Origin of the sequence: Nonomuraea sp. NPDC026600 (assembly GCF_040638335.1) — a bacterium.
GTDB lineage: Bacteria > Actinomycetota > Actinomycetes > Streptosporangiales > Streptosporangiaceae > Nonomuraea.
This window is the reverse complement of sequence record NZ_JBEZYD010000011.1, coordinates 132270-157988: the sequence shown is the minus strand read 5'-3', so window position 1 is coordinate 157988 and position 25719 is coordinate 132270. Positions and strand designations below refer to the sequence as shown.

At 70.0% G+C, this 25719-nt stretch carries 26 protein-coding genes; 14 read left to right on the top strand and 12 right to left on the bottom strand.

From position 1 onward, the window contains the following. Positions 1-45: 45 nt before the first annotated feature. Positions 46-600 carry an RNA polymerase sigma factor gene (locus AB0F17_RS26125; RefSeq protein WP_358027470.1) on the bottom strand — a complete coding sequence of 185 codons (555 nt, stop codon included), beginning with the start codon at positions 598-600 and terminating at the stop codon, positions 46-48. A 228-nt stretch (positions 601-828) separates the two neighbouring features. Between AB0F17_RS26125 and AB0F17_RS26120 the strand changes: the two genes are divergently transcribed. Both AB0F17_RS26120 and AB0F17_RS26115 read left to right on the top strand, forming a co-directional pair. Continuing rightward, positions 829-1995, top strand: a complete 1167-nt coding sequence (locus AB0F17_RS26120) for an erythromycin esterase family protein (RefSeq protein WP_358027467.1) — start codon at positions 829-831, stop codon at positions 1993-1995. Between the two features lie 291 nt (positions 1996-2286). Then, positions 2287-2901 (top strand): TetR/AcrR family transcriptional regulator, encoded by a 615-nt coding sequence (locus AB0F17_RS26115; protein ID WP_358027464.1) that lies wholly within the window; start codon positions 2287-2289, stop codon positions 2899-2901. Positions 2902-2904: 3 nt separating this feature from the next. Here AB0F17_RS26115 and AB0F17_RS26110 read toward each other — a convergent pair whose 3' ends face one another. Continuing rightward, positions 2905-3528: a TetR family transcriptional regulator gene (locus AB0F17_RS26110; RefSeq protein ID WP_358027462.1), complete on the bottom strand. Its 624-nt coding sequence runs from the start codon at positions 3526-3528 to the stop codon at positions 2905-2907. Between the two features lie 102 nt (positions 3529-3630). Between AB0F17_RS26110 and AB0F17_RS26105 the strand changes: the two genes are divergently transcribed. The 4 genes from AB0F17_RS26105 to AB0F17_RS26090 are packed head-to-tail and all read left to right on the top strand — an operon-like array spanning position 3631 to position 6704. Next, complete coding sequence (locus tag AB0F17_RS26105; RefSeq protein WP_358027460.1) at positions 3631-4077, top strand: ester cyclase; 447 nt, start codon at positions 3631-3633, stop codon at positions 4075-4077. Next, the gene (locus AB0F17_RS26100) at positions 4074-5189 is read left to right on the top strand and encodes a hypothetical protein (protein ID WP_358027457.1); all 1116 of its coding nucleotides are present in this window, start codon (positions 4074-4076) and stop codon (positions 5187-5189) included. The genes AB0F17_RS26105 and AB0F17_RS26100 overlap by 4 nt, the downstream gene beginning before the upstream one ends. A gap of 10 nt (positions 5190-5199) precedes the next feature. Further along, complete coding sequence (locus AB0F17_RS26095) at positions 5200-6192, top strand: zinc-binding dehydrogenase (protein WP_358027454.1); 993 nt, start codon at positions 5200-5202, stop codon at positions 6190-6192. Then, positions 6189-6704, top strand: coding sequence for a VOC family protein (locus AB0F17_RS26090; RefSeq protein WP_358027452.1), 516 nt, complete (start codon positions 6189-6191; stop codon positions 6702-6704). Before AB0F17_RS26095 ends, AB0F17_RS26090 begins: the two co-directional genes overlap by 4 nt. 115 nt (positions 6705-6819) lie before the next feature. On the opposite strand, the gene AB0F17_RS26085 is transcribed toward AB0F17_RS26090, so the two are convergent. Beyond that, a complete protein-coding gene (locus AB0F17_RS26085) occupies positions 6820-8439 on the bottom strand; it encodes an FAD-dependent monooxygenase (RefSeq protein WP_358027450.1) in 1620 nt (539 codons plus the stop codon). Between the two features lie 51 nt (positions 8440-8490). Here AB0F17_RS26085 and AB0F17_RS26080 point away from each other — a divergent pair, with 51 nt between their 5' ends. Genes AB0F17_RS26080 through AB0F17_RS26070 form a run of 3 tightly spaced genes read left to right on the top strand, consistent with a single transcriptional unit; the run spans position 8491 to position 10567 of the window. Then, the gene (locus tag AB0F17_RS26080; RefSeq protein WP_358027447.1) at positions 8491-9117 is read left to right on the top strand and encodes a TetR/AcrR family transcriptional regulator; all 627 of its coding nucleotides are present in this window, start codon (positions 8491-8493) and stop codon (positions 9115-9117) included. 32 nt (positions 9118-9149) lie between these two features. Continuing rightward, positions 9150-9779, top strand: a complete 630-nt coding sequence (locus AB0F17_RS26075) for an NAD(P)-binding oxidoreductase (RefSeq protein ID WP_358027445.1) — start codon at positions 9150-9152, stop codon at positions 9777-9779. Continuing rightward, positions 9776-10567 (top strand): MBL fold metallo-hydrolase, encoded by a 792-nt coding sequence (locus tag AB0F17_RS26070; protein WP_358027442.1) that lies wholly within the window; start codon positions 9776-9778, stop codon positions 10565-10567. Before AB0F17_RS26075 ends, AB0F17_RS26070 begins: the two co-directional genes overlap by 4 nt. A gap of 151 nt (positions 10568-10718) precedes the next feature. On the opposite strand, the gene AB0F17_RS26065 is transcribed toward AB0F17_RS26070, so the two are convergent. From AB0F17_RS26065 to AB0F17_RS26050, 4 genes are all read right to left on the bottom strand, one after another. Beyond that, positions 10719-10916: a hypothetical protein gene (locus tag AB0F17_RS26065; protein WP_358027440.1), complete on the bottom strand. Its 198-nt coding sequence runs from the start codon at positions 10914-10916 to the stop codon at positions 10719-10721. Then, positions 10917-13130: a molybdopterin-dependent oxidoreductase gene (locus tag AB0F17_RS26060; protein ID WP_358027437.1), complete on the bottom strand. Its 2214-nt coding sequence runs from the start codon at positions 13128-13130 to the stop codon at positions 10917-10919. It lies immediately after the preceding gene. After that, a complete protein-coding gene (locus AB0F17_RS26055) occupies positions 13127-13717 on the bottom strand; it encodes a TetR/AcrR family transcriptional regulator (RefSeq protein ID WP_358027434.1) in 591 nt (196 codons plus the stop codon). The genes AB0F17_RS26060 and AB0F17_RS26055 overlap by 4 nt, the downstream gene beginning before the upstream one ends. A 69-nt stretch (positions 13718-13786) precedes the next feature. After that, entirely contained in the window at positions 13787-14533 is a 747-nt protein-coding gene (locus tag AB0F17_RS26050; RefSeq protein WP_358027431.1) for an IclR family transcriptional regulator, read from the bottom strand. A gap of 110 nt (positions 14534-14643) precedes the next feature. Here AB0F17_RS26050 and AB0F17_RS26045 point away from each other — a divergent pair, with 110 nt between their 5' ends. From AB0F17_RS26045 to AB0F17_RS26035, 3 genes are read left to right on the top strand one after another with little or no spacing between them, the layout of a single operon-like run. Beyond that, positions 14644-15927 (top strand): MFS transporter, encoded by a 1284-nt coding sequence (locus tag AB0F17_RS26045; protein ID WP_358027428.1) that lies wholly within the window; start codon positions 14644-14646, stop codon positions 15925-15927. A gap of 13 nt (positions 15928-15940) precedes the next feature. Then, on the top strand, positions 15941-17152 hold the full coding sequence (locus AB0F17_RS26040) for a CoA transferase (protein ID WP_358027425.1): 1212 nt from the start codon (positions 15941-15943) through the stop codon (positions 17150-17152). Next, a complete protein-coding gene (locus AB0F17_RS26035) occupies positions 17149-17931 on the top strand; it encodes an enoyl-CoA hydratase-related protein (protein WP_358027422.1) in 783 nt (260 codons plus the stop codon). Before AB0F17_RS26040 ends, AB0F17_RS26035 begins: the two co-directional genes overlap by 4 nt. Before the next feature lie 67 nt (positions 17932-17998). On the opposite strand, the gene AB0F17_RS26030 is transcribed toward AB0F17_RS26035, so the two are convergent. Further along, entirely contained in the window at positions 17999-19162 is a 1164-nt protein-coding gene (locus AB0F17_RS26030) for an acyl-CoA dehydrogenase family protein (protein ID WP_358027419.1), read from the bottom strand. Positions 19163-19294: 132 nt separating this feature from the next. Here AB0F17_RS26030 and AB0F17_RS26025 point away from each other — a divergent pair, with 132 nt between their 5' ends. Both AB0F17_RS26025 and AB0F17_RS26020 read left to right on the top strand, forming a co-directional pair. Then, a complete protein-coding gene (locus tag AB0F17_RS26025) occupies positions 19295-20806 on the top strand; it encodes an ATP-binding protein (RefSeq protein WP_358027416.1) in 1512 nt (503 codons plus the stop codon). A 97-nt stretch (positions 20807-20903) separates the two neighbouring features. Further along, entirely contained in the window at positions 20904-21416 is a 513-nt protein-coding gene (locus AB0F17_RS26020; RefSeq protein WP_358027413.1) for a flavin reductase, read from the top strand. Positions 21417-21456: 40 nt separating this feature from the next. On the opposite strand, the gene AB0F17_RS26015 is transcribed toward AB0F17_RS26020, so the two are convergent. The 4 genes from AB0F17_RS26015 to AB0F17_RS26000 are packed head-to-tail and all read right to left on the bottom strand — an operon-like array spanning position 21457 to position 25701. Further along, positions 21457-22092 (bottom strand): response regulator, encoded by a 636-nt coding sequence (locus tag AB0F17_RS26015; protein WP_358027410.1) that lies wholly within the window; start codon positions 22090-22092, stop codon positions 21457-21459. Further along, entirely contained in the window at positions 22089-22967 is an 879-nt protein-coding gene (locus AB0F17_RS26010) for an ATP-binding cassette domain-containing protein (protein ID WP_358027407.1), read from the bottom strand. Before AB0F17_RS26010 ends, AB0F17_RS26015 begins: the two co-directional genes overlap by 4 nt. Further along, positions 22964-24763 carry a dipeptide/oligopeptide/nickel ABC transporter permease/ATP-binding protein gene (locus tag AB0F17_RS26005; protein ID WP_358027404.1) on the bottom strand — a complete coding sequence of 600 codons (1800 nt, stop codon included), beginning with the start codon at positions 24761-24763 and terminating at the stop codon, positions 22964-22966. Before AB0F17_RS26005 ends, AB0F17_RS26010 begins: the two co-directional genes overlap by 4 nt. After that, entirely contained in the window at positions 24763-25701 is a 939-nt protein-coding gene (locus AB0F17_RS26000) for an ABC transporter permease (RefSeq protein ID WP_358027401.1), read from the bottom strand. The genes AB0F17_RS26005 and AB0F17_RS26000 overlap by 1 nt, the downstream gene beginning before the upstream one ends. Positions 25702-25719: the final 18 nt, after the last annotated feature.

The following is a 25719-nucleotide window of genomic DNA, read 5'->3' as shown; positions in this document are numbered from 1 at the left end:
CTGCTCGGCTGCGACCGACCGGCCGGCCGGGGGCCCCGGTGGGCTTCACTCGGTCGAGGGCGGGGATGGCTTGGTGTCGGTCCAGCTGGATTCCAGCACCACGTCGGCGCTGCCGTCCTTCTCCGGCGCAGCGTCGTCGCCAGCCGTTTGCGTGCCCGGTGCAGACGGGTTCGGGCGGCGATCGCCGTACATCCCACGACTTTGGCGAACTGGCTCGCTGATCAACTCCTCCCAGCAGGCCGACGCCAAGACCTCCCGGTCCCGCTCGGACAGGTCGTTGAAGGCGGTGCGGACGTACTCCAGATCGACCGGTGTGCCTGGCCGATCGACGGTCAGCTCGTCACGGAGCCGCTCGGCGAGCACGGCCTGGCGTGCGGCACCGCGTTTCTGGTTGGCCAGCACGCGACGGGCCACGCCGTACAGCCACAGCAGCGCCCGCTCACCCTCGGGCACATCGCCGATCCGCCGCCAGGCGGTGAGGAACGTCTCGGAGATGACGTCGGCGGTGTCGTCGGGGGAATCGGTGCGGCGGGCGGCGTACTGGTGTATCGCCGGGTAGTACGCGTCATAGACCGCTTCGAAGCGATCTCGGTATGTCACAAAGTCTCCTTGCCGCGAGGTGCCGGACACCTGGTAAATGTCCGGCACCTCGCGGAATGTGGCAGCTCGCTATGAGCAGTTCGCGCTACTCCCCTGCCGTTCGGACGCCATACCGCCGCCAGGTCCACTGGCCTCATGGATGCATCGCCGATTGAAGGTCCATCGCGCTGGGAGTGGGGATTTTCCGGGAAAAGTTTACACCGAAAGTTCAACGATACCGTTGAAGGCATGGATATCAAGGACACGGCCCGGCCGCTTGATGGCGCGGGCGTCTCGGCGTTCCTCCGGTCGCTTCCCGCCACTCCCCTGCTGCTCGGCCTGGGCGAGGCCAGGCACTTCGTGGGGGAGCTGGGCGAGTTGCGCAACGAGATCTTCCGGCATCTGGTCGAGAACGAGGGCTACCGGTCGTTCGCCATCGAGAGCGACTGCCTCATGGGCCTCGTGGTGGACGACTACATCACGACGGGCGCGGACACACTCGATGACGTCATGGAACGCGGCTTCAGCCACAACTTCGGCACGTTCCCGGCCAACCGCGAGCTCGTGCGCTGGATGCGCGCGTACAACGAGGAGCATGACGAGAAGCTCCGGTTCTTCGGGTTCGACGGCCCGCTGGAGTATTGGGCGGCGAGCCCGCGCCAGGCGCTCACCGCCCTCTACGCCCTCCTCGACGGCCCGCTCCCGTGCACGAGGGAAACTCTCGACGCGCTGCTGGGCCCGGACGAGCCGTGGTCGAACGAGGCCACGGCCATGGACCCATCCCAGTCGATCGGCCAGTCCGCCGACGCCCAGCGGCTGCGACTGATCGCCGACGACCTGGTGGCGCTGCTCGACACACAGACGCCGCGGCTGAGCGCGAAGGACAGGGAACAGGCGGCCCTGTACGGACGCACCGCCGTCGGCCTGCTCCGCTACCACTACTGGCTGGCCGACGCCTCCCCGGAACGGTGGTCCCGGCTGTCGGCCCTGCGGGAGGCGATGATGGCCGCCAACCTGCGTGCCGTCGCCGAGCAAGGCCCGGCCCTGGTTTTCGCCAGCAACCTTCACCTGCAGCGGAACAAGAGCGTCATGCCGTTCGGCGACCAGACGCTGGAGTGGTGGAGCGCGGGGGCGATCGCCGCAACGCACCTGGGCGACCGGTACGCCCTTCTGGCCTCGGCCTTCGGCACGGTCGGCGACGACATTCCGGCCCCGGACACCGTCGAGGGCCTCCTGTCCACGCTCCCGTGGGACCACTCTCTCATCGACGCCCGCCGCCTGGCCGAGGCCATCACAAAGCCCGCCCCGCGTACCTCCCACGATTTCGCCTATTTCCCGCTGGACCCGGCCCAGCTCGACATGATCGACGGCATCGTCTTCCTCAAGCAGGCCGTCAGGCTGAAAAAGCTGGGTTGACGCTTGTTCATCCCCGCGCTCGACAACGCCCCACCAGCGCGTTGTCGAGCGCGGGGATAGGGGAACGCCGACGCGTTGGTCTGCCCGGCAAATCGTTGAGCGCGCGATGTCGAGGAGCGTCGGGTGAGCTTGGGCTTCTCCCCGCGCGGCAACCTGGACACCGGCCAGGGCAGCTCTGCGGCGGCGAGCAGTCCTGTGGGGCCCGCCTCGACGACAATGGCAGTGATCTGTTCGCAGGACATGCCACTAAATTATGTTAGTAAGTTTACTTACATAAAGAAGTGAGGTCGGATGCCCAGGACCGGAGAGCGAGGCGGGCCGCAGACGCGTGCGAGGATCTCGGAGGTCGCGACTCGGTTGTTCCTCGAGCGCGGGTTCGACACGGTCACGGTGGCCGAGGTCGCCCGGGAGGCCGGGGTTTCGAGCGTGACGGTCTTCAAGCACTTCCCGCGCAAGGAGGACCTCCTCCTGGATCGCGCGGTCGACGCCGTCGAGCTCCTGCGCTCGGCGGTGCGCGACCGCGCTCCGGGCGCCGACGTACTGGCGTCCCTGCGCGATGCGGCCCTCCGTCTCGTCGACGCCCGCCACCCGCTCTCCGGCGTCAAGGACGATTCCATCCCCTTCTTCCGGACCGTCGCGGCGTCGCCCGCGCTGGTCGCGCGGGCGAGAGAGATCGCCTCCGATCTTCAGCGGACCCTCACCGAGGAGCTCGAACGCGACCCGGCCTTCGAGGGCGACGGGACACTGCTCGCCGCCTTCTTCATCGCCGGTTACGGCACCGTGATGGTGGAGACCGCGCGTCGCCTCATCGCCGGAGAGCCGCCGAGCGCCGTGGTGGACGACCACCGCGCGCGCCTCGAGCGGCTGTTCGACGCCCTCCGAAGCGGAGTCGTCCCCACGCCGTAAGAATCAGGACTGCTTCGCGGGTGACAGCAGGGCCGAGAGCAGCTTGTCGAACAGCTCGGGCGTCGCCGCATCGGGATCGACCAGGTGCTCCAACCCGAACCCGTTGAACAGGCTCATCAGCCCGATGGCGAGCTCCGGGGCAGGCATCGGCAGCGCCACTCCCCACCGGGTCGCCTGCTCCCGCAGTGCCGCGGCGAGCACGTCGCGGGTCTCCTGCCGGTGGAGACGGAACTGCTGGCGAATATCCGGGTCACGGACCGCCCGCATCCAGAACTCGATGAACAGCAGGTGGCGTTCGGGGTGCTCGCGGAGCTCCCCGACCATCACCTCGCCGGCCTGCCGCGTCTGGGCGGCCCGGGTCGGAGCCGGGGCCATGGCCCGCGCGATCTGCCGGATCCGCTGCGCGATCGTCTCGCGCAGGAGCTCGAGGAACAACTCGTCCTTGCCGGCGAAGTTGGAGTAGACCGCGCCGCGGCTCAGCCCTGCCATGGCCGCCACCTGTTCCAGGGAGGTCTGGGCGTACCCGGTCTCACCGAAGGCGCGCATGGCGGCCTCCAGCACGAGCGCCCTCGTCTCGGCGCGCGGCCGGCGGCGTACGCGCTCGGGGGCCGCGTGAGGTGTTGACATGACTCACTCCTGGATGAATACACTCGCGTATTGAATACATGCTTGTATCGAGTACGTTTCTGTATCGAGTGTATCGGCAACGTCTCAGGAGGTTGAAAGATCATGACGGCGACACTCATCCTGCGCGAGGCGCGTGAGGCGCTCGTACGCGCCCACTTCGAGTCGGAGGTGAGGCAGGACTTCGACGCGACGCTCGCGACGATGGACCATCCGCGCTACGAGCTGGTCGGCACCGGCGAGGTGTTCGACGGCGCCGAGGCGGTGTTGGCCTATCACCGCAGGTCGCGAACGTCGTTCCCGGACCTGCGGCACGACGCCGTCCGGCTGCACCACACCGCGGACGCCGTGATCGCCGAGTTCGAGCTGCTGGGCACGCACCTGGGCGACCTGTTCGGGGTCCCTCCGACAGGCAGGACCTTCCGGGTTCCGATGGTGGCGTTCTTCTTCTTCGACGGCGAGGACGGCGACCTGATCACCTGCGAGCGGATCTACTTCGACTCCGCCTCGATCGCCACCCAGCTGGGCATCCTCCCGGGACTGGCGCGATGACCACGCCCGCGGCGTTCGCCGTCGCGTCCCTGGAATCGGCCGCGCCTGGCACCGCCATCGACACCTTGCGCGGCGCCGCCGACGTTCCTGGAGGGTTCGGGGCCAGGCTGCGCTGGGTACGCGAGCGGGCCACAGCCTTCCGAGCCGAGTTCGCGGCCACCGGCACCCCCGACGTCGTGGCCACGTTCGACCTGGTGTCGCTGCCGTACCCGACGCGGTTCGGGCTCTGGCGCGCCCCGCTCAGCCCGGCCCCGTTCCTGAGCATCACCAACCGGATGCTGCTGATCCGCTGGCACGACAGCGACGGCCGCCGCCGCACGCTGCTGTTCGAGCCGAGCGACGTCACGCTCGGCCGCAACACCCCGTACTTCGCGTCGCTGGCGGCGAAGACCCCGGCCGTGCTGCGGAAGGCGACCGTGACCGAGCACGGCACCGTGCCAGGTCACCTGAAAGCCGCGGGCATCGACCCGGCGGAGGTCGACTACCTGGTCTTCGACCACCTGCACACCCAGGACGTACGTCGCTGGATCGGCACCACCCGCCCGCAGCCGGACATCGACCCCGACAGCCCCGTCGAACCGCTGTTCCCCAACGCCAAACTGATCGCCCAGCAGCACGAACTCGCCGCGATGGCCGACCTGCACCCGATGCAACGCCCCTGGTACCAGCCGGAGACCTACCGCGACCTGCGCACCGACGCCGTCCTGGCCATCGACGGCGACGTCCTGCTCGGCCCGGGCGTCGCCCTGCTCGCCACCCCCGGCCACGTGCTCGGCAACCAGAGCCTGGTGCTCAACTCCGGCACCGGCATCTGGGCCAGCAGCGAGAACGCCATCGCCGCCGAGTGCCTCGTCCCCCAGCACAGCCGTCTTCCGGGCCTGCGGGGCTGGTCGCGTCGATGGCAGCAGGAGGTCGTGCTCAACGCCAACACCATCGAGACCACCGCCGACCAGTACAACTCCCTCGTCCTGGAGAAGACCATCGTCGACCGATCCCAGGCCGACCCGCGCTTCCCCCAGTTCTTCCCCTCCAGCGAGCTCACCGCGCACCGGCTGAGCCCTGGCACCAAACCGACGTTCACCCATGGCGCCCTCCGCCATGGCCACCTGTGAGGACCACCCCATGACCAACACCATGCGCGCGCTCATCGGAGGCGTCGCCGCCGACTGGGAGCCCCGCGATGTCGCGGTGCCCACACCTGCCCCCGGCCAGATCCTCGTCCGCGTCCACGCCGCCGGGATCAACCGCGCCGACCTGTACATGCTGGAAGGCAGCTACAACCCCAACTCCAGGACCGGGAACGTCTACACCGCCGGGTTCGAATTCGCCGGCCAGGTCGCCGCGGTCGGCGACGGCGTGATGGGGCCGGCGGTCGGGGACCAGGTGATGGGGGTCACGCTCGGCGCGTTCGCCCCGTACGCGATCGTCGACCACCGGCACGTGGTCCCGATGCCGCCGTCGCTGGACTGGACCGGCGCCGCCGCGCTACCCGTCGCCCTGGCCACCGAGCACGACGCGCTGATCACCCAGGGCGGCTTCACCGCCGGGCAGAGCGTGCTCGTCGTCGGTGCCACCTCGGCGATCGGCCTGCTCGCCGTCCAGCTCGCCAAGGCCTTCGGCGCCTCCCAGGTCATCGGCACCACCTCGTCGGCCGGCAAGGCGGACGCCGTGAAGGCGGCGGGAGCCGACCTGGTCGTGAACACCGCGACCGAGGACCTCGCCGCGGCCGTCGGCGGCGCGACCGCCGGCGCGGGCGTCGACGTCGTCCTCGACCACGTCGGCGGCCGGTTGTTCGCCGACACCTTCCGCGCGGCCCGGATCGGCGGGACGATCGTCAACATCGGCCGGCTCGCCGGCGCCGAGTCCACGATCGACCTCAACGACCTGGCCTTCCGGCGGCTGCGCGTGCTCGGCACCACCTTCAGCGTCCGCACCCCCGACGAACTCGCCGACGTCTGCGCCGCGCTGGTGCCGGACGTCGTCCCGGCCGTCGCCGACGGCCGCATCCGCCCCGTCGTCGACCGTGTCTTCCCCCTCGACGACGCGCCGGCGGCCATCGCGTACATGCGGTCCTACCAGGCCGTCGGCAAGGTTGTGTTCGAGGTGACGGCATGAGCCGCATCTTCGGCGAGATCTCCCAGATCGGCTACGTCGTGCGCGACATCAGGGCCTCGATGAATTACTGGATCAGCCATGGCGTCGGCCCCTGGTTCTACCTGGAGAAGGTCGAACTGGACTACTTCCGCTACCGGGACGCCGACTCCCCGCTGGAGATGAGTGCCGCCGTGGCCAACTCCGGCGGCATCCAGATCGAGCTGATCCAGCAACGCAACGACGCCCCCTCCGTCTATCGGGACTTCCTCGCCGCCGGCCGTGAGGGCGCCCAGCACGTGGCCTACTGGAGCACCGGCTACCAGGCCCTCTACGACAAAGCGCTCTCGCTGGGCTATCGGGTGGCGCAGGAGGGACTGCTGGGCGGCGGCCGGTTCGCCTACCTCGACACCGAACACGACCCCGGAACGATGATCGAGATCTCCGACACCGGCGGCGTCAAGGGCGAGCTGTTCGCCTTCGTCCGTGAAGCGGCCGCCACCTGGGACGGCACCAACCCGATCATCGAGCTCTGACCCCGGACACCCTCTGAAAGAGCTGCGCTCGGCGCCGGCAAGAACGCCAAGTCCGATTGGATCAGCGCGGTACGCGCGGCGTTGGGCGTCATGGACGGGCGAGAGAGCGGCAGCCTCATGACCGACCCAGGATCTGGGTGAGCACCCGGTAGAGGACGGCCTCGGGGTCGGGAGCGGCGACGGGCGAGCGCCAGGCGACGTAGCCGTCGGGACGCACCAGCACGGCTCCGTCGGGACCGATGCCGTACAGAGGGAGAAAGTCGCCGGACTCCAGCCCCGGCGCGCCGATGGCGAAGGCGGCCAGCGGGAGGTCAGGCCGTCCGGCGGCGCGTAGCCAGTCCGAGCCTTCGGTGGTGGTCAGCAGGGTGAAGCGGGGTCCGAACAGGTCCAGGATGGACAGGCGGTCGCCGCCGAGCCACAGGTGCGGGGCCCGGCAACCGGGCGTAGCACTGGGCAGGTAGTCAGCGTACGAATCCTCCACGGCGGGCGGGGTGGTCCCGTCTGGGATGACGGCGGCCGAGGAGTACCGGGTACCGAACTCCACGCCCAGGTGGTTGCCGTAGCGGTGGGCCGCCCGGATGGCCTCCTCGGGGGTGAGCTGACTGTCGATGCCGTACATCATGGAGATGGAGATCTGCACCACGCTGTGGAAGTTGGCCAGCGACTGCTCGGCGGTGGTCTTGGACGGCGGGCGGCGTTCGGTGTCGTAGGTGTTCAGCAGTGACCAGTCGGCGATCCCCCGCACGCACAGCGCCAGCTTCCACATGGCGTTGTGCATGCCCTGCAGGCCGGTGTTGACGCCCAGGCCGCCGGTGGGTGGGAACTGGTGGGCGGCGTCGCCACACAGCACGATCTTGCCCGCGGTCAGACGGTCGGCGACGGTGGCGTTCATCCGCCACTTGCCGACGCTGCGCACCTCCAGCTCCAGATCCTCGATCCCGGACCCGGCGCGGATCCACTGGGCGCACCACTCGGGGGTGTGGGTGTCCCCCTCCCATGCCTCGCGCGGGACGGGGATCTGGGCGAGCCAGCGGCCCCGGGCGTCCAGCGGCTGGAAGACACCGGCGGCGGTCGAGTCTCCCACGTACAGCAGCACGCCGGTCTGACCGCCGAGGTGGCTCTCCAGGTCAGCGCGGAAGTAGCAGTTGACGAAGTGGTTGACCGCCTGCTCACCGTCCAGGCCGATCCCGAGTTGCGCGCGGACGAGGCTGTCCACGCCGTCCGCGGCGACCAGGGCGCTGCCGGTGATGGTGTAAGCGTCACCCTGCGGGTCGATCACCTCCAGGCCGGGCTCTTCCGGGAGCACGAGGGTGGCTCGGTGGCCGAAGCGCAAGTCGACCAGGCCGGTGGCGGCGGCCGCGTCTACCAGGATCTTCTCGATGAGGTCCTGGGAGGACATGACGGGCAGGGCAGGGCTGATGTCCGGTCCGGGGCCGAGGAAGCCGAGTGAGTCGATCTGCCCGGCCTGCTCGCCGGTGAGGGTGTCGAAGAAACGGATGGGGCTCTTCCAGCCGGGCGGGGTGTCGATGCCGCGCAGCCGCTGGTAGGTCGCCTGCCCCCAGCCGCGGGCGATCTCCATCGTACGGGTGTTGAAGTTGCGGGTCTTGGGATGCCAGGAGGTCTGCGGGCGCTGCTCCAGGACAACTGACGGCACGCCGAAGCGGGCCAGCTCCAGGGCGGCGGCCAATCCGACGGGGCCGCCACCCAGCACGGTCACGGGTGAGATTTGCTTCACAGTCGAAATAGTAACGGTACTACCATTACCGTCAATGGGTAGAGTGGAACCGTGAACGAACTGCGAGTCGTCAAGCCACGCCAGGCGCGCAGCCGGGCCACGATGGAGCGCATCCTGACGGCACTGGAGGAACTGCTGACCGAAAAGCCCTTCGACCAGATCACCATCGCCGAGATATCCGCCCGCTCGGCCAGCGCGCCAACAGCGATCTACGCGCGCTTCTCCGACAAGACCGCGATGCTGCTCGCCGTACACGAGCGCTTCAAAGAACGGACTCTAGACAAGATCATCGATGCGATCGACGGCGTGGAACTGCCGCCCAAGGAGTTCCTGGCCTATGTCGTCGGCGAACTCGTCACCGTCTACCGGGACAATCACCGGCTGCTGCGCAGCGTCCTCCTGTCCGACAACTCCGTGATGTACGGCAGAGCCGCCGAGATCTGGCGGGCACTGTCGGCCGCGATCGCGGGGCGGCTGGCGGCGCACATCCCGGCCGACCGGATGGCACAGGCCGAACGCGACCTGGATTTCGCCGTGCGCACTCTGCTCGGCCTGGCCCAGCAAGAACTCTTGTTCGGCACCCAGTCGCCGGCTCGCTTCGACTACCCCGACACCGAGTTCCGCGCCCGCCTGACCCGCATCCTGGTCGACACCTGCGCGCCGTACCTCAACCCGTAAACCACACCACACCGTTACAAGGGAGAACTTTCATGCATCTCACTCTTCTGGGCGCCACCGGCCCCACCGGCCAGCAGGTCCTGACCCAGGCACTCAAAGCCGGGCACACGATCACCGCGCTGGTCCGCGACCCCGCCAAGCTGCCCCAGCGCAGCGACCAGCGGGTCACCGTCGTGACCGGCGACGCCACCCGGACCGATGACCTGAAGCGGGCGCTCGACGGAAGCGCCGCGATCATCTCCGCGCTCGGCGCGGGCAAGGACTTCAAGTCCGATCTGGCCGGCCGCGCCGCCCGCGCACTCCTCCCCGCCGCCGAGGCCACCGGCGTGACCCGTGTCGTCGTGCTGTCCGCACTCGGCTCCGGCAGGACCGAGCCGTACATCGCCGCCCTGCCCAAGCTCGTCATCAAGCTGCTGATGAGCAAGCTCTTCGCCGACAAGGCCGTGGCCGACGGCCTCATCCGCGCCAGCGCCCTCGACTGGACCCTGGTCTACCCGGCGATCCTCACCAACGGCCCGCACACCGGGCGTTACCGCGCAGTGGACAAGCCCACCCGCAAGGTCGGCGATCGCATCAGCCGCGCCGACGTCGCCGACCTCCTGCTCCACGCGGCCGAGAGCCAGGAGTGGTCACACCGCGACGCTGTCCTGCTCACGCGATGACCATGAAAGTCCACCACCTCAACTGCGGCACCATGCTGATGCCCACCGCCCACATGGTCTGCCACGTCCTGCTGGCCGAAACCGAGAACGGCCTGGTCCTGGTCGACACCGGCTTCGGCCTGGAAGACATCGCCGATCCCGCCCAGCGCATCGGGCCTTTCCGGCACGTCATCCGGCCGGTGTTGAATCCCGACGAGACAGCCGCCCGCCAGGTCGAACGGCTCGGCTTCCGCCGGAACGACGTCCGGCACATCATCCTGACCCATTTCGACGCCGACCACATCGGCGGCCTGGCCGACTTCCCGCAGGCCCAGGTGCACGTCACGGCGGCGGAGGCCTCCGGGGCAATGTGGTCGCCGTCGTGGCGCGAGAAGATCCGCTACAACGCGGCGCAGTGGGCACATGGACCCACGATCGTCGAGCACGAGCCGGACGGGGAGCGGTGGCGGGGATTCGCCGCGGCCAAGGAGCTCGATGGCATCGCTCCAGGCATCGTCCTGGTCTCGTTGCCCGGCCACACCCGCGGACATGCGTGCGTGGCGGTCGACGCGGGCGACCGGTGGCTACTGCATGCAGGAGACGCCTTCTACCATCCCGGTACTCTTGACGGCCGCTCGCGCGTCCCTGCCGCGCTGCGGACCATGGAGACCCTCATCGCCTTCGACCTGAAGCGGGTCAGGCAGAACCACGCCCGCCTCGCCGAGATCCACCGCCGCGCGGACCCCGACCTGGTGATCATCAACGCCCACGATCCGACCCTGTACGAGCAGGCGCGCCGCCGTTCTTGAGGTGAATTCATGCCCCGGACTCTGTGCCCCTTGTCAGCTCCGCACCGTCAGTCGGCGACGGGCTCGGCCTTGACGACCTTCCACTCTCCGCTGCCGGACTTTGCCCAGGTCGTCCGCAAGAGGAGTGCTTCGGTGTCGGTCTGTCGTGCGGTCATGGGGTCGGCCTTTCGTGATCGGGGTGGTCGAGCTCGGGGTCGTGCTCGGCAGGTGGCACCTGTTTGGCGATCAGGCGCTTGGCGAAGCCGTCGATGCCGCTGGTCTTGCGGGTGAACACGCGGCCGGCGAGCCGGCCCAGCAGGGCGGCCCTGGCCTCGCGGCTTCGCTGGGCGAAGCGGCTGCGGGCGGTCACTCAGCCCTCCATGGTGATCGTCGACATGCCTTCGGGCGCGTCGACGCGGACGAGGCGGCCGGGATAGCCCTTGAAATGCGGAGTGCCCTGCTCGTAGTCGATGTCCTCGTCGCCGTCGGGTGACAGGACGGCGTCGCTGGAGACGAAGGCGCCGGCCAGCTCGGCCGTGCCGCGCAGTTCGGGGTACCACCAGCCGTGCGGGACCCGCAGGTGGCCTTCGAGCATGGAAGCCTTGACCGCTGTCTTGGCGGTGACGTGGCCGGTCGCGGTCTCCAGCCGGACCCAGTCCCCTTCGGTGAGGCCTTCGCGTTCGGCGTCGGCGGGGTGAATGAAGATCTTCGGTGACGGTGACCGGCGGCGCAGCACCTCGATGTTGCGCTGCCCGGTCTGGAAGAAGGGGTCTTCGCGTACGCCGCTGAACACCCAGTAGGGGAAGCCGGGGCTGGTGGGCGGGCCCTCGCGATAGTACGGGAGCGGGTCGAAACCGAGGTCGGCCAGGATCGACGAGGCGAGCTCGACCTTGCCCGAAGGCGTCGCGAACCCGGTGCGCAGGTATTTGCGGAAGGCCGGAGGCGGTCCGTCCATCGTCCTGGTGGCGGCGAACTCGGCGAACGTGCGGCCCGAGGGCGCGAGGCGGTGATCGAGGAGGTCTTCGAGCGCGGGCCAGGGGAACTGCTCGCCGTACCCCATCGCGTGGGCCAGGTCGCGCCAGAACGCGAACGTCGAGCGGATCTCACCACCGGGTTCCACGGCCTGCTGGCTGAGGGAGAGCCGGTTGCCCCAGCCCCAGCCGTCGGCGATGTGGTCGCGCTCGGTGAACACGTCGCCGGGCAGGACGTAGTCGGCGAGCATCGCGGTCGGGGTCATGAAGATGTCCTGGACCACGATGAGGTCCTGGTTGCGCAGGGCCCGGTGGATCTGGTGCTGGTTCGGATACGACAGCAGGCTGTTGTTGCCGAGCGCGAAGAACGCCTTCACCGGGTACGGATCGCCGTCGGCCATGGCCCGGAACACCTCCGAGGGGTTGGCCATGTGGCAGCCCATGAGCTGGTCCATCCACCGCACGCCCCACACGCGTTCCAGCGGTCCTTGGAGTATCTCGGCGGTCCGGTAGGTGTAGACGGGGTGCTTGTCGTAGCCGAGTTGCCTGGCCCGCTGGGCCGGGCTGATGGCGTCGTGCAGTTGCAGGTGCGCCTCTGGGACCCAGCCGGGGTTCGGGGCGTGCATGACGTCGCCGCCGACCACGTCGAGGTTGCCGGTCACGGCGCGCAGGATCGAATGCAGCCGGATCGCGGAGGTCGAGGAGATCTGCTGGTCGGTGACCGGTGTCCAGGGGATCACCGCGCCGTCGGCGGTGGCGTACATCCGGGCGGCCTCGGCGATCAGGTCCCGGTCCACGCCGGTGATGGCCTCGACCCGGTCGAGGGGGTACTCGTCCACGCGGGCCCTGAGCTCGTCGAACCCGACGCACCAGTCCCGGACGAAGCCGGCGTCGTAGAGGCCCTCATCGAAGATCACCTTCAGCCAGCCCAGGCACATGGCGGCGTCGGTGCCGGCGCGCAGCCGCAGGTGCAGATCGGCGACCTCGGCCTGGTCGGACACCCGGGGGTCGAGCACGATGACCTTCGCTCCCCGCGCCCGGGCCGCGTTGATCGCGTTGTAGACCGGGGTCCACGAGTGTTTGCGCGGGTTGTGCCCGAACAGCACGACGCAGTTGGTGTTCATCAGATCGGGGGACGGGAACCAGCCGTAGGTGAGCCGGTTCACCGCGGCGGTGTTGCCCGCGCAGAGGGCGACGCCGCTGATCCAGTTCGGGGAGCCGACCAGGTTCATCAGCCGCCGGTCGAGCCCGTGGGCCGTCTGGGTGTTCCAGCCGGACGTCGACACCGCCCATGCCTCCGGCCCGTGACGCTCGACGGTGGCCCGCAGGCGTTCGGCGATCTCAGTGATCGCCTGTTCGTGGGTGATCTCCTCCCACCGATCCTCGCCTCTGCCCCCGACCCGTTTCAGCGGGATCCGGAGCCTGTCGGCGTGGTTGTGGATGTGGGGGGCGGCGGTGCCCTTGTAACAGATGTTCCGGGTCAGCAGCGGGTTGTCATGGGCCAGGATCCGCGAGAGCCGGCCATCGGTCGTCTTCGCCCGCACCTGACAGCCGATGTCGCAGATCGAGCATATGACGTACTTGGTGGGCGGAGGTTCGGCAAGCGAGGTCATCGTTTCCCTCCGTCGCCGGTCGAGCGGGCATCGAGCGTGGCGGCGTCGGACCGCAGCCGCTCCAGCACCACGCGTTCGTGCCCGAGAGGCCGTCCGCCGTTGGTCGCGCGCCCGAAGGCCAGGCCGAGCATCGCCTCCCGCGCCATCAGGAAGAACGTCCTCGCCTCCGGATCGCCCAGCGGATCTCCGGCACCCGCGGGCGAGACCAGCTTGGCGAACCGGGCGATCGCCGGTGCCAGCTCGGCGGCCAGCGCCGGATCGTTCCCGGCCGCGGACCACGCCTCGAACACCGCCTTGAACCGGGGGTCACCCACCGCACGCCAGACCGCGTCCAGCACCGACACCATCGACGTGACCGGAGGTCGCAGGGATCGGGTGAAGTCGTCGTAGAGCGACTCCAGCGCATGGGCCAGCAGGGCCGACAGGTTCGGGTAGTGGTGGATCAACGCTCCGCGGGTGCATCGGGCGCGTTCGCACACCGCCACCGCCGTCGTCGCCGCCCATCCACGTTCCATCAGCAACGCGACAGCGGCCTCGACCAGCGCCCGCCGCGTCGCCGCCGACCGCTCCTCCTGGGTTCGCGCCACAAACGTAGACTCCCAGATTTACATACATTGGTCAATGTTTGTTTCTTGGGATGACCTGACTGGAGCGCTTCACCCGCTGGCCGGCTCCGGGATCAGCGAGGTGATGCGGGCGGCCGCGTCACGGACGAGGTGGCCGTACGGCTCGGCGAGGTCGTCGGTGAGCCGGACCTTGGGCGCCGATATCGACAATGTGGCCATCGCGACCTGGCCCGGTGGCCCGATCGGGGCGGCGACGGCGATGATGCCGACGGCGAGTTCCTCGTCGGCGACGGCGTAGCCGCGTTCCCGCACCACCCGCAGGTCATGGCGGAGGCCGGCCGAGTCGGTGAGGCTGTGGCGGGTGGCCGCGACCAGGTCTTGGGCAAGGTAGCGCGCCAGCTGATCGTCCGGCAGCGTGGCCAGATAGGCCTTGCCGTTGGCCGAGGCGTGCATCGGGCTGCGTGAGCCGAGAGCGTACACGGTGCGCAACTGGTGGTGGCTGTCGATGCGCTCGATCAGCACCATGCGGTCGCCGTCGGGGACCATGAGGTGGATGGTCTCGCCGGTGGTGGCCTGCAGGTCGTTGAGCGCGGGCATGGCCAGGGTGCGCAGGTTGCCGGCGTCGACGGCGCGGGCTCCGACGCTGAAGGCGTGGCTGGTCAGCTCCCACCGGCCGGCGGCGTCGGCACGGATCCAGCCGGCCTCGGCCAGGGTGAGCAGGCAGCGTTGCACGGTGCTTTTCGGCAGGCCGAGGCGGCGGGTCAGGTCGCTGAGTCCGGCCGGTTGATGGGCGGAGACCTGCTCCAGCACGCGCAGCGCGTTCAGCACGCTCTGCATCCCGACACTTCACCCCCTTGACGCGGCTCCGGTGAGTGCCTACGTTACGCAGCACCGATCGGTCCACAATACAGCACGCTGGTCCATATCGTGGACCAGAAGGAGGGTCGATGTCAACGGCGCCGCAGAGCACGCTCACCCAGCAGGAACCCATGACGGGCCCGGCCAGACGCGCCTTCGCCGGCGCGGTCGGCGGCTGGGCCATGGACGGCTTCGACGTGGCGATCTTCGCCCTGGTCGCCGCCCCCGCCCTGCGCCTGCTGCTACCCGCGTCCGGACTGGCCGCCGGCGAGGCCGACGTCGGCCTGTACGCGCAGCTCAGCTCCGCGATCTTCCTGGCCGGTTGGGGCACGTCCTTCATCTGGGGACCGATCGCCGACCGGTTCGGCCGTCGGCCCGCGATGATCGGCAGCATCCTGATGTTCTCGGTGTTCACGGCCGGGGCCGGGCTGTCGGAGAACGTGTGGGTGTTCATGGCGTGCCGGTTCCTGGCCGCCGTCGGGGTGGGCGGCGAGTGGGCGGTCGCCGGCACGGTGGTCGCCGAGTCGGTGCCCGAACGGCTGCGCACCCGGTTCGGCGGCCTGCTGCATTCGGGCACCTATATCGGCTCGCTGCTGACCGGCGTGCTGTACCTGACCGCCGGGCACGCGCTGGGCTGGCGCGGAATGTTCTTCTTCGGCCTGGTCCCGGCCCTGCTGGTGCTGTTCCTGCGGGTGGGGGTCAAGGAGCCCGAGCGGTTCGAGGCCCGGCGGCGGCGGGGCTCGATGTGGGAGCCGGTCCGGGTGATCCTGCGCCCGCCCTACCGGGCGCGGACCTGGGGCAACCTGGTCCTGCTGGTGGTGAGCGTGATGGGGCTGTGGGCGGGCACCAGCTTCGGCGCCACGGCCATCAGTCAGCTCGCCGAACGCGCCGGCCGCGGCGACGCGACCCGGCTGGCCTCCCTGGTCACTCTGATCACCTCGGTTTTCACGATCGCAGGCTGCTGGTGCGTGCCGGTCCTGGCCCGCCGCTTCGGCCGGCGCGGCGCCCTGGTGCTGTTGTACGCCCTGATGATCGTGGGAATCCTGGGCGCCTACGCGTACGCCTACCCGGCCGGGAACATCGTGGCGTTCCTCGCCTTCGCCCCCGCCCTCGGCTTCGGCGGGGCGAACTTCGCGGTCTTCACCATCTGGCTGCCCGAGCAGTACCCCACCGCGGTGCGCGCCACCGCCTTCGCCTTCGCCACCACGCTCTCGCGCTGGGCCGCCGCCGTGGGCACCCTGCTCATCGGGTACGGCATCACCGCGACCGGCTCCCTGAGCCTGCCCCTGGCGCTGACCGCGCTGCCGTTCGCCGCCGGGCTCTTCCTGGTCCGGCTGGCGCCCGAGACCCGCGGCCAGAGCCTGCCCGCCTGACGAAAGGATCCCCATGCACCAGCCGCTGACCGGAGTGCGGGTCATCGACCTGACCCGGGCCCTGGCCGGGCCGATGTGCACCGCGCTGCTCGCCGACATGGGCGCCGAGGTGCTCAAGGTCGAGGCGCTGCCGCGAGGCGACGGCGCCCGGATGTTCCCGCCGTACGACGGCTCGCGCAGCCTGTACTTCACCAGTCTCAACCGCGGCAAGAAGTCCGTGGCGCTCGATCTGCGCTCCGGCGCGGGCATGTCCCTGCTTCGCCGGTTGATCGCCGGGGCCGACGTGCTGGTGGAGAACTTCCGCCCCGGTGTACTCGCCGACATGGGCCTGGCCCCTGAACGGCTGCGCGTCGAACACCCCCGGCTGGTGATCGCCGGCATCAGTGGATACGGCCCGGTCGGCCCCGAACGCGCCACCCCCGGCCTGGACCAGATCGCCCAGGGCATGTCCGGGCTCATGTCGCTGACCGGCGCCGGAGAGCACACGCCCATGCGGGTCGGCGTCCCGATCATCGACACCGTCTCCGGGATCGTCGCCGCCTACGGCATCGCCGCCGCCCTGGCCGGGCGCAACGCCACCGGCCAGGGCAGCCACATCCAGACCTCGCTGCTGGAATCGGCCATATCCATCCTCACCTTCCAGGCCCAGGACTACCTGTCCACCGGACACGTTCCCCGACCGCAGGGCAACGACCACCCCGTCCTGGCCCCGTACGGCACCTTCGCCACCGCCGACCACCCGATCAACATCGCTCTCGGCTCCCTCAGCCAGTGGACGACCCTGTGCGAGGTTCTGGGCGAGCCCGAACTGGCCGGGCACCCCGACTACGCCGACCCGCTCACCCGCCTGGGCAACCGCGACCGGCTGCGGGCCGACCTCGAACGCCTGCTCGCCGCCCACCCCAGCGCGCACTGGATCCCGCGCGTCCGCGCCGCCGGCATCCCCTGCGGCCCCATCCACGCCCTCGACCAGGTCTTCACCGACCCCCAGGTCCAGGCCCTGGACATGGTGCATCACCTGAACGGCCTGCCGCTGCTGCGCGGGCCCCTGTGGGCCGACGACAGACCCGTACCCGTGCACAGCGCGCCTCCCGAACTGGGCGCGGACACCGTCGATACGCTCACCGCCCTGGGCCTGTCCCAGGAGGAGCTCGACGACCTGATCGAGCGCGCCGTCATCGGCGTCCCCAGCACGGAGGCCGCCCGCGAGGAGGGAGCGGCATGAGCCTGGAATGCGCCGTGGCCGGTCACGTCGCCACGATCACCATCACCAACCCCGCCAAACGCAACGCCATGACCCTCGCCATGTGGCAGGCCCTGCCTCCCATGCTGGACCGGCTCGCCACCGACCCGGGCATCCGCGTGCTGGTGCTCACCGGCGCGGGCGGCACCTTCTGCGCCGGTGCCGACATCGGCGCTCTGCCGAGCCTTCGTGACGGCGACCGTGACCTGGCCGGCGAGGCCGAGAACGCCCTGGCCGCCTTCCCCAAACCCACCGTCGCCGCCATCCGCGGCTTCTGCGTCGGCGGCGGCGTCCAGCTCGCCACCGCCTGCGACCTGCGCCTGGCCACCGACAGCGCCCGCTTCGGCGTCACCCCCGCCAAGATCGGCATCGTCTACCCCGTCACCGCCCTGGCCCGCCTCGTCCGGCTGGTCGGCCCGGCACACGCCAAGAGCCTGTTGTTCACCGCCGACCTCGTCGACGCCGCCACCGCCCACCACTACGGCCTCATCGACCGGCCCATCCCGGACGCCGAGCTCGACCGGCGGCTCCAGACGCTCACCACCACCCTCGCGGCCCGTTCCCAGCTGACCCTGCGAGCCACCAAGGACATCATCGACACCCTGGCCGCACCCATGGACGCCGCCGCCGAACGCCACCGCTTCTGGCAGGAACAGGTCCTCGCCAGCGGTGAGGCCACCGAGGGCATCACCGCCTTCCTCGAACGCCGCCCACCCGCCTTCACCTGGACCCACCCAGACCGCGAAAGCCAGAAACCATGATCAACACCATGCGCGCCCTGGTCGGCGGCGTCGCACCGGACCCGAAGTCGAAAGGCGCGGAACCGGCTCAGCGGAAGGCGGGGACGGTGGGTGGCCGGCCCATGAGGACAGCGCCCGCGGCGTCGTACATCGCCGGGCTGAGGAAGGCGTGCTCCTGCGGCACCAGCGCGTCGCCGAGCAGAGCCTGCAGCGGGTGATCGCGGTAGATCGCGGCGGTGCCGGAGAGGGAGACGACCTTGTGGACCACCTCCGAGGAGGTCCGGGCGAGGTGGGCGGCCGACAGCCGCAGATGCGCGTTCTGTTCGTCGCTGACCAGGCCGCCGGCGACGAGCGTCTGCCAGGCCTCGTCGGCGGCCTCGTAGAAGTAGGCGCGGGCGGAGCGGAGCACGGCCTCGGCCTCGGCGATGCCGGCGCGGTAGTAGGCGCGGTCGGCGAGTTTCGGGGCGCCGGTGATGCCGGCGCGACCGCTGCCGACCTCCTTGGCGAAGTCGAGGGCGGTCCGGGCGACGCCGGCGGAGACCACGGAGAGCGACTGGGCGGCGTACGTGATCGCGGGGTAGCGGTAGAGCGGCTCGTCCACCACCGGCTCCCCACCGCGGATGAAGGTCCACTCGCGATCGACCTCGACATCGTCGGCGACCAGATCGAAGGAGCCGGTGCCCCGCATGCCGACGACGTCCCAGTCCTGCACGATCTCCAGGTGCTCCGGACGCACCAGTGCGCCGCGGGGCTTGCCGGAGGTCGAGTCGTCGCCGGGGATGCCAACGCAGATGATGTCGGCGGCCATGCAGCCGCTCGCGAACTTCCACCGGCCGTTGACCAGGAAGCCGCGTTCGGTGGGGGTGGCCTGCTGGATCGGGAACAGCGCCCCGGCGAAGACGACGTCAGGGCCGTCGGCGTACAGCTTGGCCTGGGTCTCCAGCGGCAGCGAGCCCAGATAGACCAGCTGGGAGCCGAAGCTCGCGACCCAGCCGGTGGAGCCGTCGACGGCCGAGATCCGCTCGATCTTCTTGAGGAACTCCGCGGGCGGCATCGTCTGCCCGCCGAACTGCTCCGGCGTGGCGGAACGGTACAGGCCCAGCCCCTTGAGCCGGTGGACGAAGTCCTTGGAGACATAGCGCTGCTCGCGAAACTCCTGGCGACGCCCGGCCAGCTCGGCGAGCATCTCGTCGAACGCGGCGGCACTCTCCTGCGCCGCGCGTCCGGGCTCGGTCCCCTGGCTCTGCGCCATCACAGCTCCTCATGGTCGGTAGGTACTCCAGCGTAAGAAGAGCGCTCCCGGTTCGTCAGTCGTCATTTCCTCGGCCTGACGTAGGGGATTTCTTTAACACCCGTTCTCCGGCCCGGGACCTACGCTGTGGTGGTGCGAGTAGATCCGCAGGCTCCCGAGCTCGTCGCCGGCGACTTCGTGGCGATGATGAACGCCTCCCGGGTGTGCGTCCTCGTTCACGACGCGGCGACCAAGAACATCCTGTGGGCCAACCCGGCCGCCTGCGAGCTGCTGGAATTCACGCTGAACGAGATCCGGCCGCTCAAGGCCAACCACATGAGCAGCTCGGCACAGCAGTACGACCGGATCATCGGCAGGGACTGGCTGCAGGACGCCGTGGAGAAGGGCGCGAGCCGGATCGAATGGCACTACCGCTCCAAGTCCGGGCGGGTCATCCCGACGGACGCCCTCGCGACGCGGGTCGAGCTCGCGCAGGGGCCGGCGGTGATGGTGCAGTTCCGCGACATCGAGCGAGAGCAGCGGGTGGAGCGCGAGCTGCGGCTCACCACGTCGTACGTCGACGCGCTGGCCCACCACACCTCCACCCTCGCCTTGATGCTGGACGCGACGGGGGTGATCCGCTTCGCGACCGACACCGCGCTCGGCGCGATCGGCGCACCGGTGAACGAGCAGGCGGACGGGCCGATGCGGCCGCTGACCGCGTTCGCCCGGCTGCGGCTCGACGGCCGCGAGGTGAGCTGGCAGGACGTCCTCACGCGCGCCACCCCGGTCACGCCGGTCCAGTTGGACGTGCGCCACCCCGATGGCGAGCGGGTCTGGCTGGAAGGGTCGCTGGAACGGCTGCGGGAGGAGGACGGCGACGCGCTGCTGATGATCCTGCACGACGTCTCCGACCGGGTCCAGGACCAGGTCCGCCGCACCCGCGAGCTGCACCGGGAGAACCACCTGGCCCGCTACAACGCCATGGGCGACATGGCCATGGCGATCGCCCACGAACTCGGCCAGCCGCTGGCCGCGGCCGCCAACTTCCTGGCCGGGGCGCGCCACCGGGCCGACCAGTTGGAGCGGCAGGAGCGGCTGCCGAAAGGCGTCGCCGGCCAGCTCACCCACGGCATCACCGGTGCGGTCAACCAGATCGACCGCGCCTCCGCGATCGTCAGCTCGGTGCGTGCCTTCGTCGGCCACCTGGAGCAGGTGGAACAGGTGGCCGACCTCAACGACATCGTCGAGGAATGTCTTTACTTCGTGCGGCTGCGGGCGGCGCCGCTCGGGGTCGAGGTCCAGGTCCGGCTCTGTCCCGAGCCGGTGCTGGTGCGCTGCGAACGGGTGCTGACCAGCCAGGTGGTGCTCAACCTCGCCTTCAACGCCGTCGACGAGATGGCGCAGTCACCATCCGCGGCGAAGTCGATCGTCATCGCCACGGCCGCTGACGGCACCTTCACCGTGGATGACCAGGGGCGGGGCCTGCCGCGCGACCCGTTCGCGGAGTCGTTCACCTCCAAGGAGCACGGCAGCGGGATCGGCCTGGCGCTCAGCTACCGGATCATCACCCGTCAGCACGGCACGATCTGGGCGGCGAAACGGGAGGAGGGCGGATCGCGGTTCGGGTTCCAGTTGCCGCTCGCGCAGCCGGGGCGCGAGTAGGGGAAACCCTCAGTCGGTGCGGAAGAAATCTCACTATCGGCACCTGACGGTCGCGGCCTAGCTTCGAAAGGCACCCGCTCACCGTCAGGAGGCAGCCGTGGATGACCAGACCGAGGCCCAGCGCAGTTTCCGTACCGCGATGGCGAACCTGTCCGCCGCCGTCAACGTCGTCACCACCGACGGCCGGCACGGCAGGGCGGGCGTGACGGTGAGCGCGGCGTGCTCCGTCACCGACGCCCCGCCCACCATGCTGGTCTGCGTCAACCGGTCCAGCAGCTCGCACGACATCGTCCTCGCCAACGGGCGCGTCTGCGTCAATGTGCTCGGCACCGACCAGGAGGAGCTGGCGATGCACTTCGCCGGCGCGACGAACGTGCCGACCGCCGAGCGTTTCGGCGAGGGCTCCTGGGACTTCGACACCCATGGCGTACCCGTCCTGCGCGACGCGCTCGCCTCGGTCGTCGGACGCATCATCACCAGGCGTACGCAGGGCTCGCACACGGTGGCCTTCGTCGAGATCGACGCGGTCACCGCACGTGCGGACAGCGGCGCCCTGGTCTACTTCCAGCGCCGCTTCCACACTCTCGCCGCCCCCGCGCACAGCGCCTGACCGGCCGTGTCCTCGTGACGAGCGTCCGGCCACCGAGCCGTCACGGCTCGATCCGGTAGTGGAGCACGTCACGCACCAGCGCACCCAGGCTCTCGGCGCCGGTCTTGGCCTTGATCCGGGCACGGTGCACATCGACGGTCTTCACGCTGGTGCCGAGCCGGCGGGAGATGAGCTGGCTGGGCAGACCGTCGACGACCAGCCTGAGCACCTCGAGCTCCCGCGCGGTGAGCGACTCGACCCTTTCACGCACGGCCTGCCGGTGAGCGTGCTCACTGAAGCGCCGCCCGGCCTCCCGTGACTGCTCCTGAACGACTTCGAGCATCTGCTGCGGCTTGTAGGGCTTCTCCAGGAAGTCGACCGCCCCTCGTCTCAGCGCCCGCACCGACATCGCGATGTCACCGTGAGCGGAGCAGAAGATGATCGGGGCGGGATAGTCGAGCCCGAGCAACCGCTCCTGCAGCTCGAACCCGCTCACGCCGGGCATCCGCACGTCGACGATCAGCACGGCCGGCTCGGCCGGGTCGTACTCGGCGAGAAAAGTCGCGGCGTCGGGATACGTGAGCGCCTGGATGCCGACGCTCTCGAAGAGAAAGGCCAGCGACTGTCTCAGGTCGTGGTCGTCGTCGACGATGTGCACGACCGGGCCGGCCGAGGCCGGCCCGGCGCCGCTCGTCATGCGGCCGGTTCCTTTCGCGCCTGCCGTTCGGCGAACCTCCGTCGCTCGGCGCGCCGCTGTGCCTGGCGGTCGGGGTCGGGCACCATGGCGGCGAGCAACAGCCGTCGCGTGTAGGGGTGGTCCGGGCTCTCGGTGATCTTGGTGGCCGCGCCGGTCTCCACGACCTCGCCTCGGTAGAGCACCGCCACCCGGTGACTGATGTGCCGCACCACGGCCAGGTCATGGGTGACGAACAGGTACGCGACTCCGGTCGCCTCCTGGATCTCCACGAACAGGTCGAGAACGCGGGCCTGGGTCGACAGGTCCAGGGCGCTGACCGGCTCGTCACAGACGATGAGCCGCGGGCCGCGGCTCAGCGCACGGGCGATCGCGATCCGCTGGCGCTGGCCGCCGGAGAACTCCCGCGGCAGCCGCCGAGCGGCGTCTTCCGGCAGGTGGACCTGGTCGAGCAGGGCCTGTACGCGGTGTTCGGCGTCGGATCGGGTGACGCCGGTGACGAGGAGCGGCTCGGTGAGGATGTCCATCACTGTCATGGCCGGGTTCAGCGAGGTGTAGGGGTCCTGGAAGACCACCTGGATGTCCTTGCTGAGGGCGCGCCGCTGGCGTCTGGTGAGGTGCGCGATGGACCGGCCGTCGTAGCGGATGTCGCCCGCGGTCACCGGGGCCAGTCCCAGCACCGCGCGGCCGAGGGTGGTCTTGCCCGAGCCGGACTCCCCGACCAGGCCGAGCGTCTCCCCCGGCGCGACGGACAGCGATACGCCGTGCAAGACCCGGAATCCGGGCTTGAGGCGGCCGCTGCCGGGATATTCCACCACGACCTCGTCGAGTTCGAGCAGCGGTCGCGCGGCTTCGGGAGGCAGGATGGGCGGGATCATCGGTTTCCGTCCTTGATCTGGCTCGGCCCGGCGGCGGAGAGCGTCTTGCGGGGTTCGGCCCCTTCCAGCGTGGAGTCCAGCAGCATGCGGGTGTAGGGGTGCCGCGGAGCGTGGAACAGCTCGCGCGCCGAGGCGGTCTCCACGACCTGGCCGGTCCGCATGACCGCCACGCGGTCGCAGATGTCGGCGACCACCCCGAAATCGTGGGTCACGATGATCATTCCCATCCGCTGCTCCTGCTGCAGCGAGCGCATCAGGTCGAGCACCTCGGCCTGGACCGTCACGTCGAGCGCGGTCGTCGGCTCATCGGCGATCAGCAGGTCGGGGTCGCAGGAGACGGCGCCGGCGATGAGCACGCGCTGGGCCATGCCACCGGAGATCTGGTGCGGGTAGGAGCGGAAGACCCGCACCGGATCAGGGATGCCGACCCGGTCCAGCAACGCGAGCGCCTTCTCACGGGCGCCGGCCGAGGACAGGCCCAGATGCCGGCGCATGGGCTCGACCAGCTGGAACCCGATGCGGAAGCTGGGGTCGAGGTTGGACATCGGCTCCTGCGGGATGTAGCCGATGCGCCTGCCCCGGAGCCGGTTGTAGGCGCCGTCGTCAAGCCGGGTCAGGTCGATTCCGTCGAATTCCAGCAGCTTCGCGCCGACCCGCGCCTGCGGCGGCAGCAGGCCGAGCACGGCGAACGCCGTCTGGCTCTTGCCCGATCCCGACTCGCCCACCAGACCGAGCACCTCACCCCGGTGCATCGTCAGGCTCACCCCGTCGACGACCGTACGGTCGCCGTCAGGCCCGGCGTAGGTGACGCGAAGGTCATCGACCGCCAGCAGGGGCCGCTCCCCCTCGGACACCGGCGCGGGCGTCGGCGCGGGGCCTTGGGCACTCGCGGCGGCATGGAGCCGCGGCCTGCGCCGGACGGGCCGGATGGCGTCGTTGCCGCCCATCGCGTCACGGATGGACGTGCCGAGCAAGCCGAATGCCACGATGGTCGCCGCCATCGTCACGCCCGGCCAGAGCAGCAGGATCGGGGCGTTGTAGACGTTGGTGAAGGCGTCATTCAACATGGCTCCCCAACTGGCCTGGGACGCCTTGCCCAGCCCGAGGAAGCCCAGCCCCGCCTGGATGCCGATCGCGATCGCGAAGAGCTGGGCGGCCTGGCTCACCGAGGGCGCGATCACCATGGGCAGCACGTGCCTGCGCAGGATGCGGGCCTCGCCGAGCCCGGAGACGCGGGCCGCGTCGATGTACAGCTCCTCACGCACCGCCATCACCGAGGCACGGATGAGGCGGAAGACCAGGGGAGCGACGATCACTCCGAGGACGGCCATCGCCACGTTGAGATCCTGGGAGATGACGACCATCACCGCCAGCATCACGATGATGGCGGGGACCGCCATGATGACGTCGTTGATCCACCGGGCGACCGCGTCCACCCAGCCCCGGCGGAAGCCGGCGACCAGGCCCAGCGGAGCGCCGATCGCGAAGGCGACAAGGACCACGATCGCCCCGCCGATCAGGCTGGTGCGGCCGCCGTAGAGCAGTCTGGCCAGCACGTCGCGGCCGACCCCGTCTCCGCCGAGCGGATGGGCCGCGGAATGTGGTGCCAGGATCGCGGACAACGCGCTGGTGTCGGGGCCGTACGGGGAGAGCAGCGGGGCGGCCGCACCGGCGGCGGCGACCAGCGCCAGCACCGCGAGGCCGCCCAGGGCCGCCGGGTCGCGCAGGGTACGGCGCACGAGGTGGTCGCGCTTGAGCGGCGACCCGCTGGGGACGCTGCGCGCGGTATCGGTCATCAGACACGCACCTTCGGGTTGAGCCAGCCGTACGCGATGTCCAGCAGCAGGTTGACCAGCACCACCAGGGCGACGGTCACGGTGACCGTCCCGAGCAGGACGGGCAGATCGCCCTGGGTGGTGGCCGAGTTGGCCAGCGAACCGATCCCCGGCAGGCCGAACACCTTCTCCACCACCACCGCTCCCCCGATGAGGCCGATGAACTGCAGGGCGAGGACGGTCAGCGCGGGCGGGGCGGCGTTGCGCAACGCGTGCCGGAACACCACGCTGCCCTTGCCGAGGCCTCTGCTGCGCAGCGTCCGTACGAAGTCGGTCTGAAGCACGTCGATCAGCGAGCCCCGTACCTGCATGGCCGTCGCCGCGGTCGCCGCGATCGCCAGGGAGAGCGCGGGCAGGGTGATCGAGCCCAGCCATTCCGCCGCGGACAGGGTCGGCGTGACATATCCCGTCGCGGGAAGCAACCGCAGCTTGACGGCCACGACCACGGCGAGCACCAGCGCGATCAGGAAACTCGGCAGTGCCGTGCCGAGCACCGCGCCGACCTGGAGGATCCGGTCGATCCAGCCGCCTCGAAGCGCCGCCGTCGCGCCGAGGGCGACGCTGACGACCGCCGAGAGCAGCAGTCCGGCGATGACGATGGACATGGTGACCGGGAGCGTGGTCGCGAGGGACTGCCCGACGGAAGCGCCGGTGAACCAGGATCGCCCCAGGTCACCTCGTACGGTGTTGCCGAGCCAGTGCCCGTACTGGACGATCAGCGGCTGGTCGAGTCCCAGCTCGTGGGCTTTGGCGGCGACCTGCTCCTGGGTGCCGGTCTCGCCCACGATGTTGCGCGCCACCTCGGTGCCGGCCAGGCTCAGCAGCCCGAATGTGCCCGTGGCCACGACGAACACCATGACCACTCCGGCGACCAGGCGCCGGAGCAAGAACAGAGCCATTGTGCGTTCCTTCCCGCC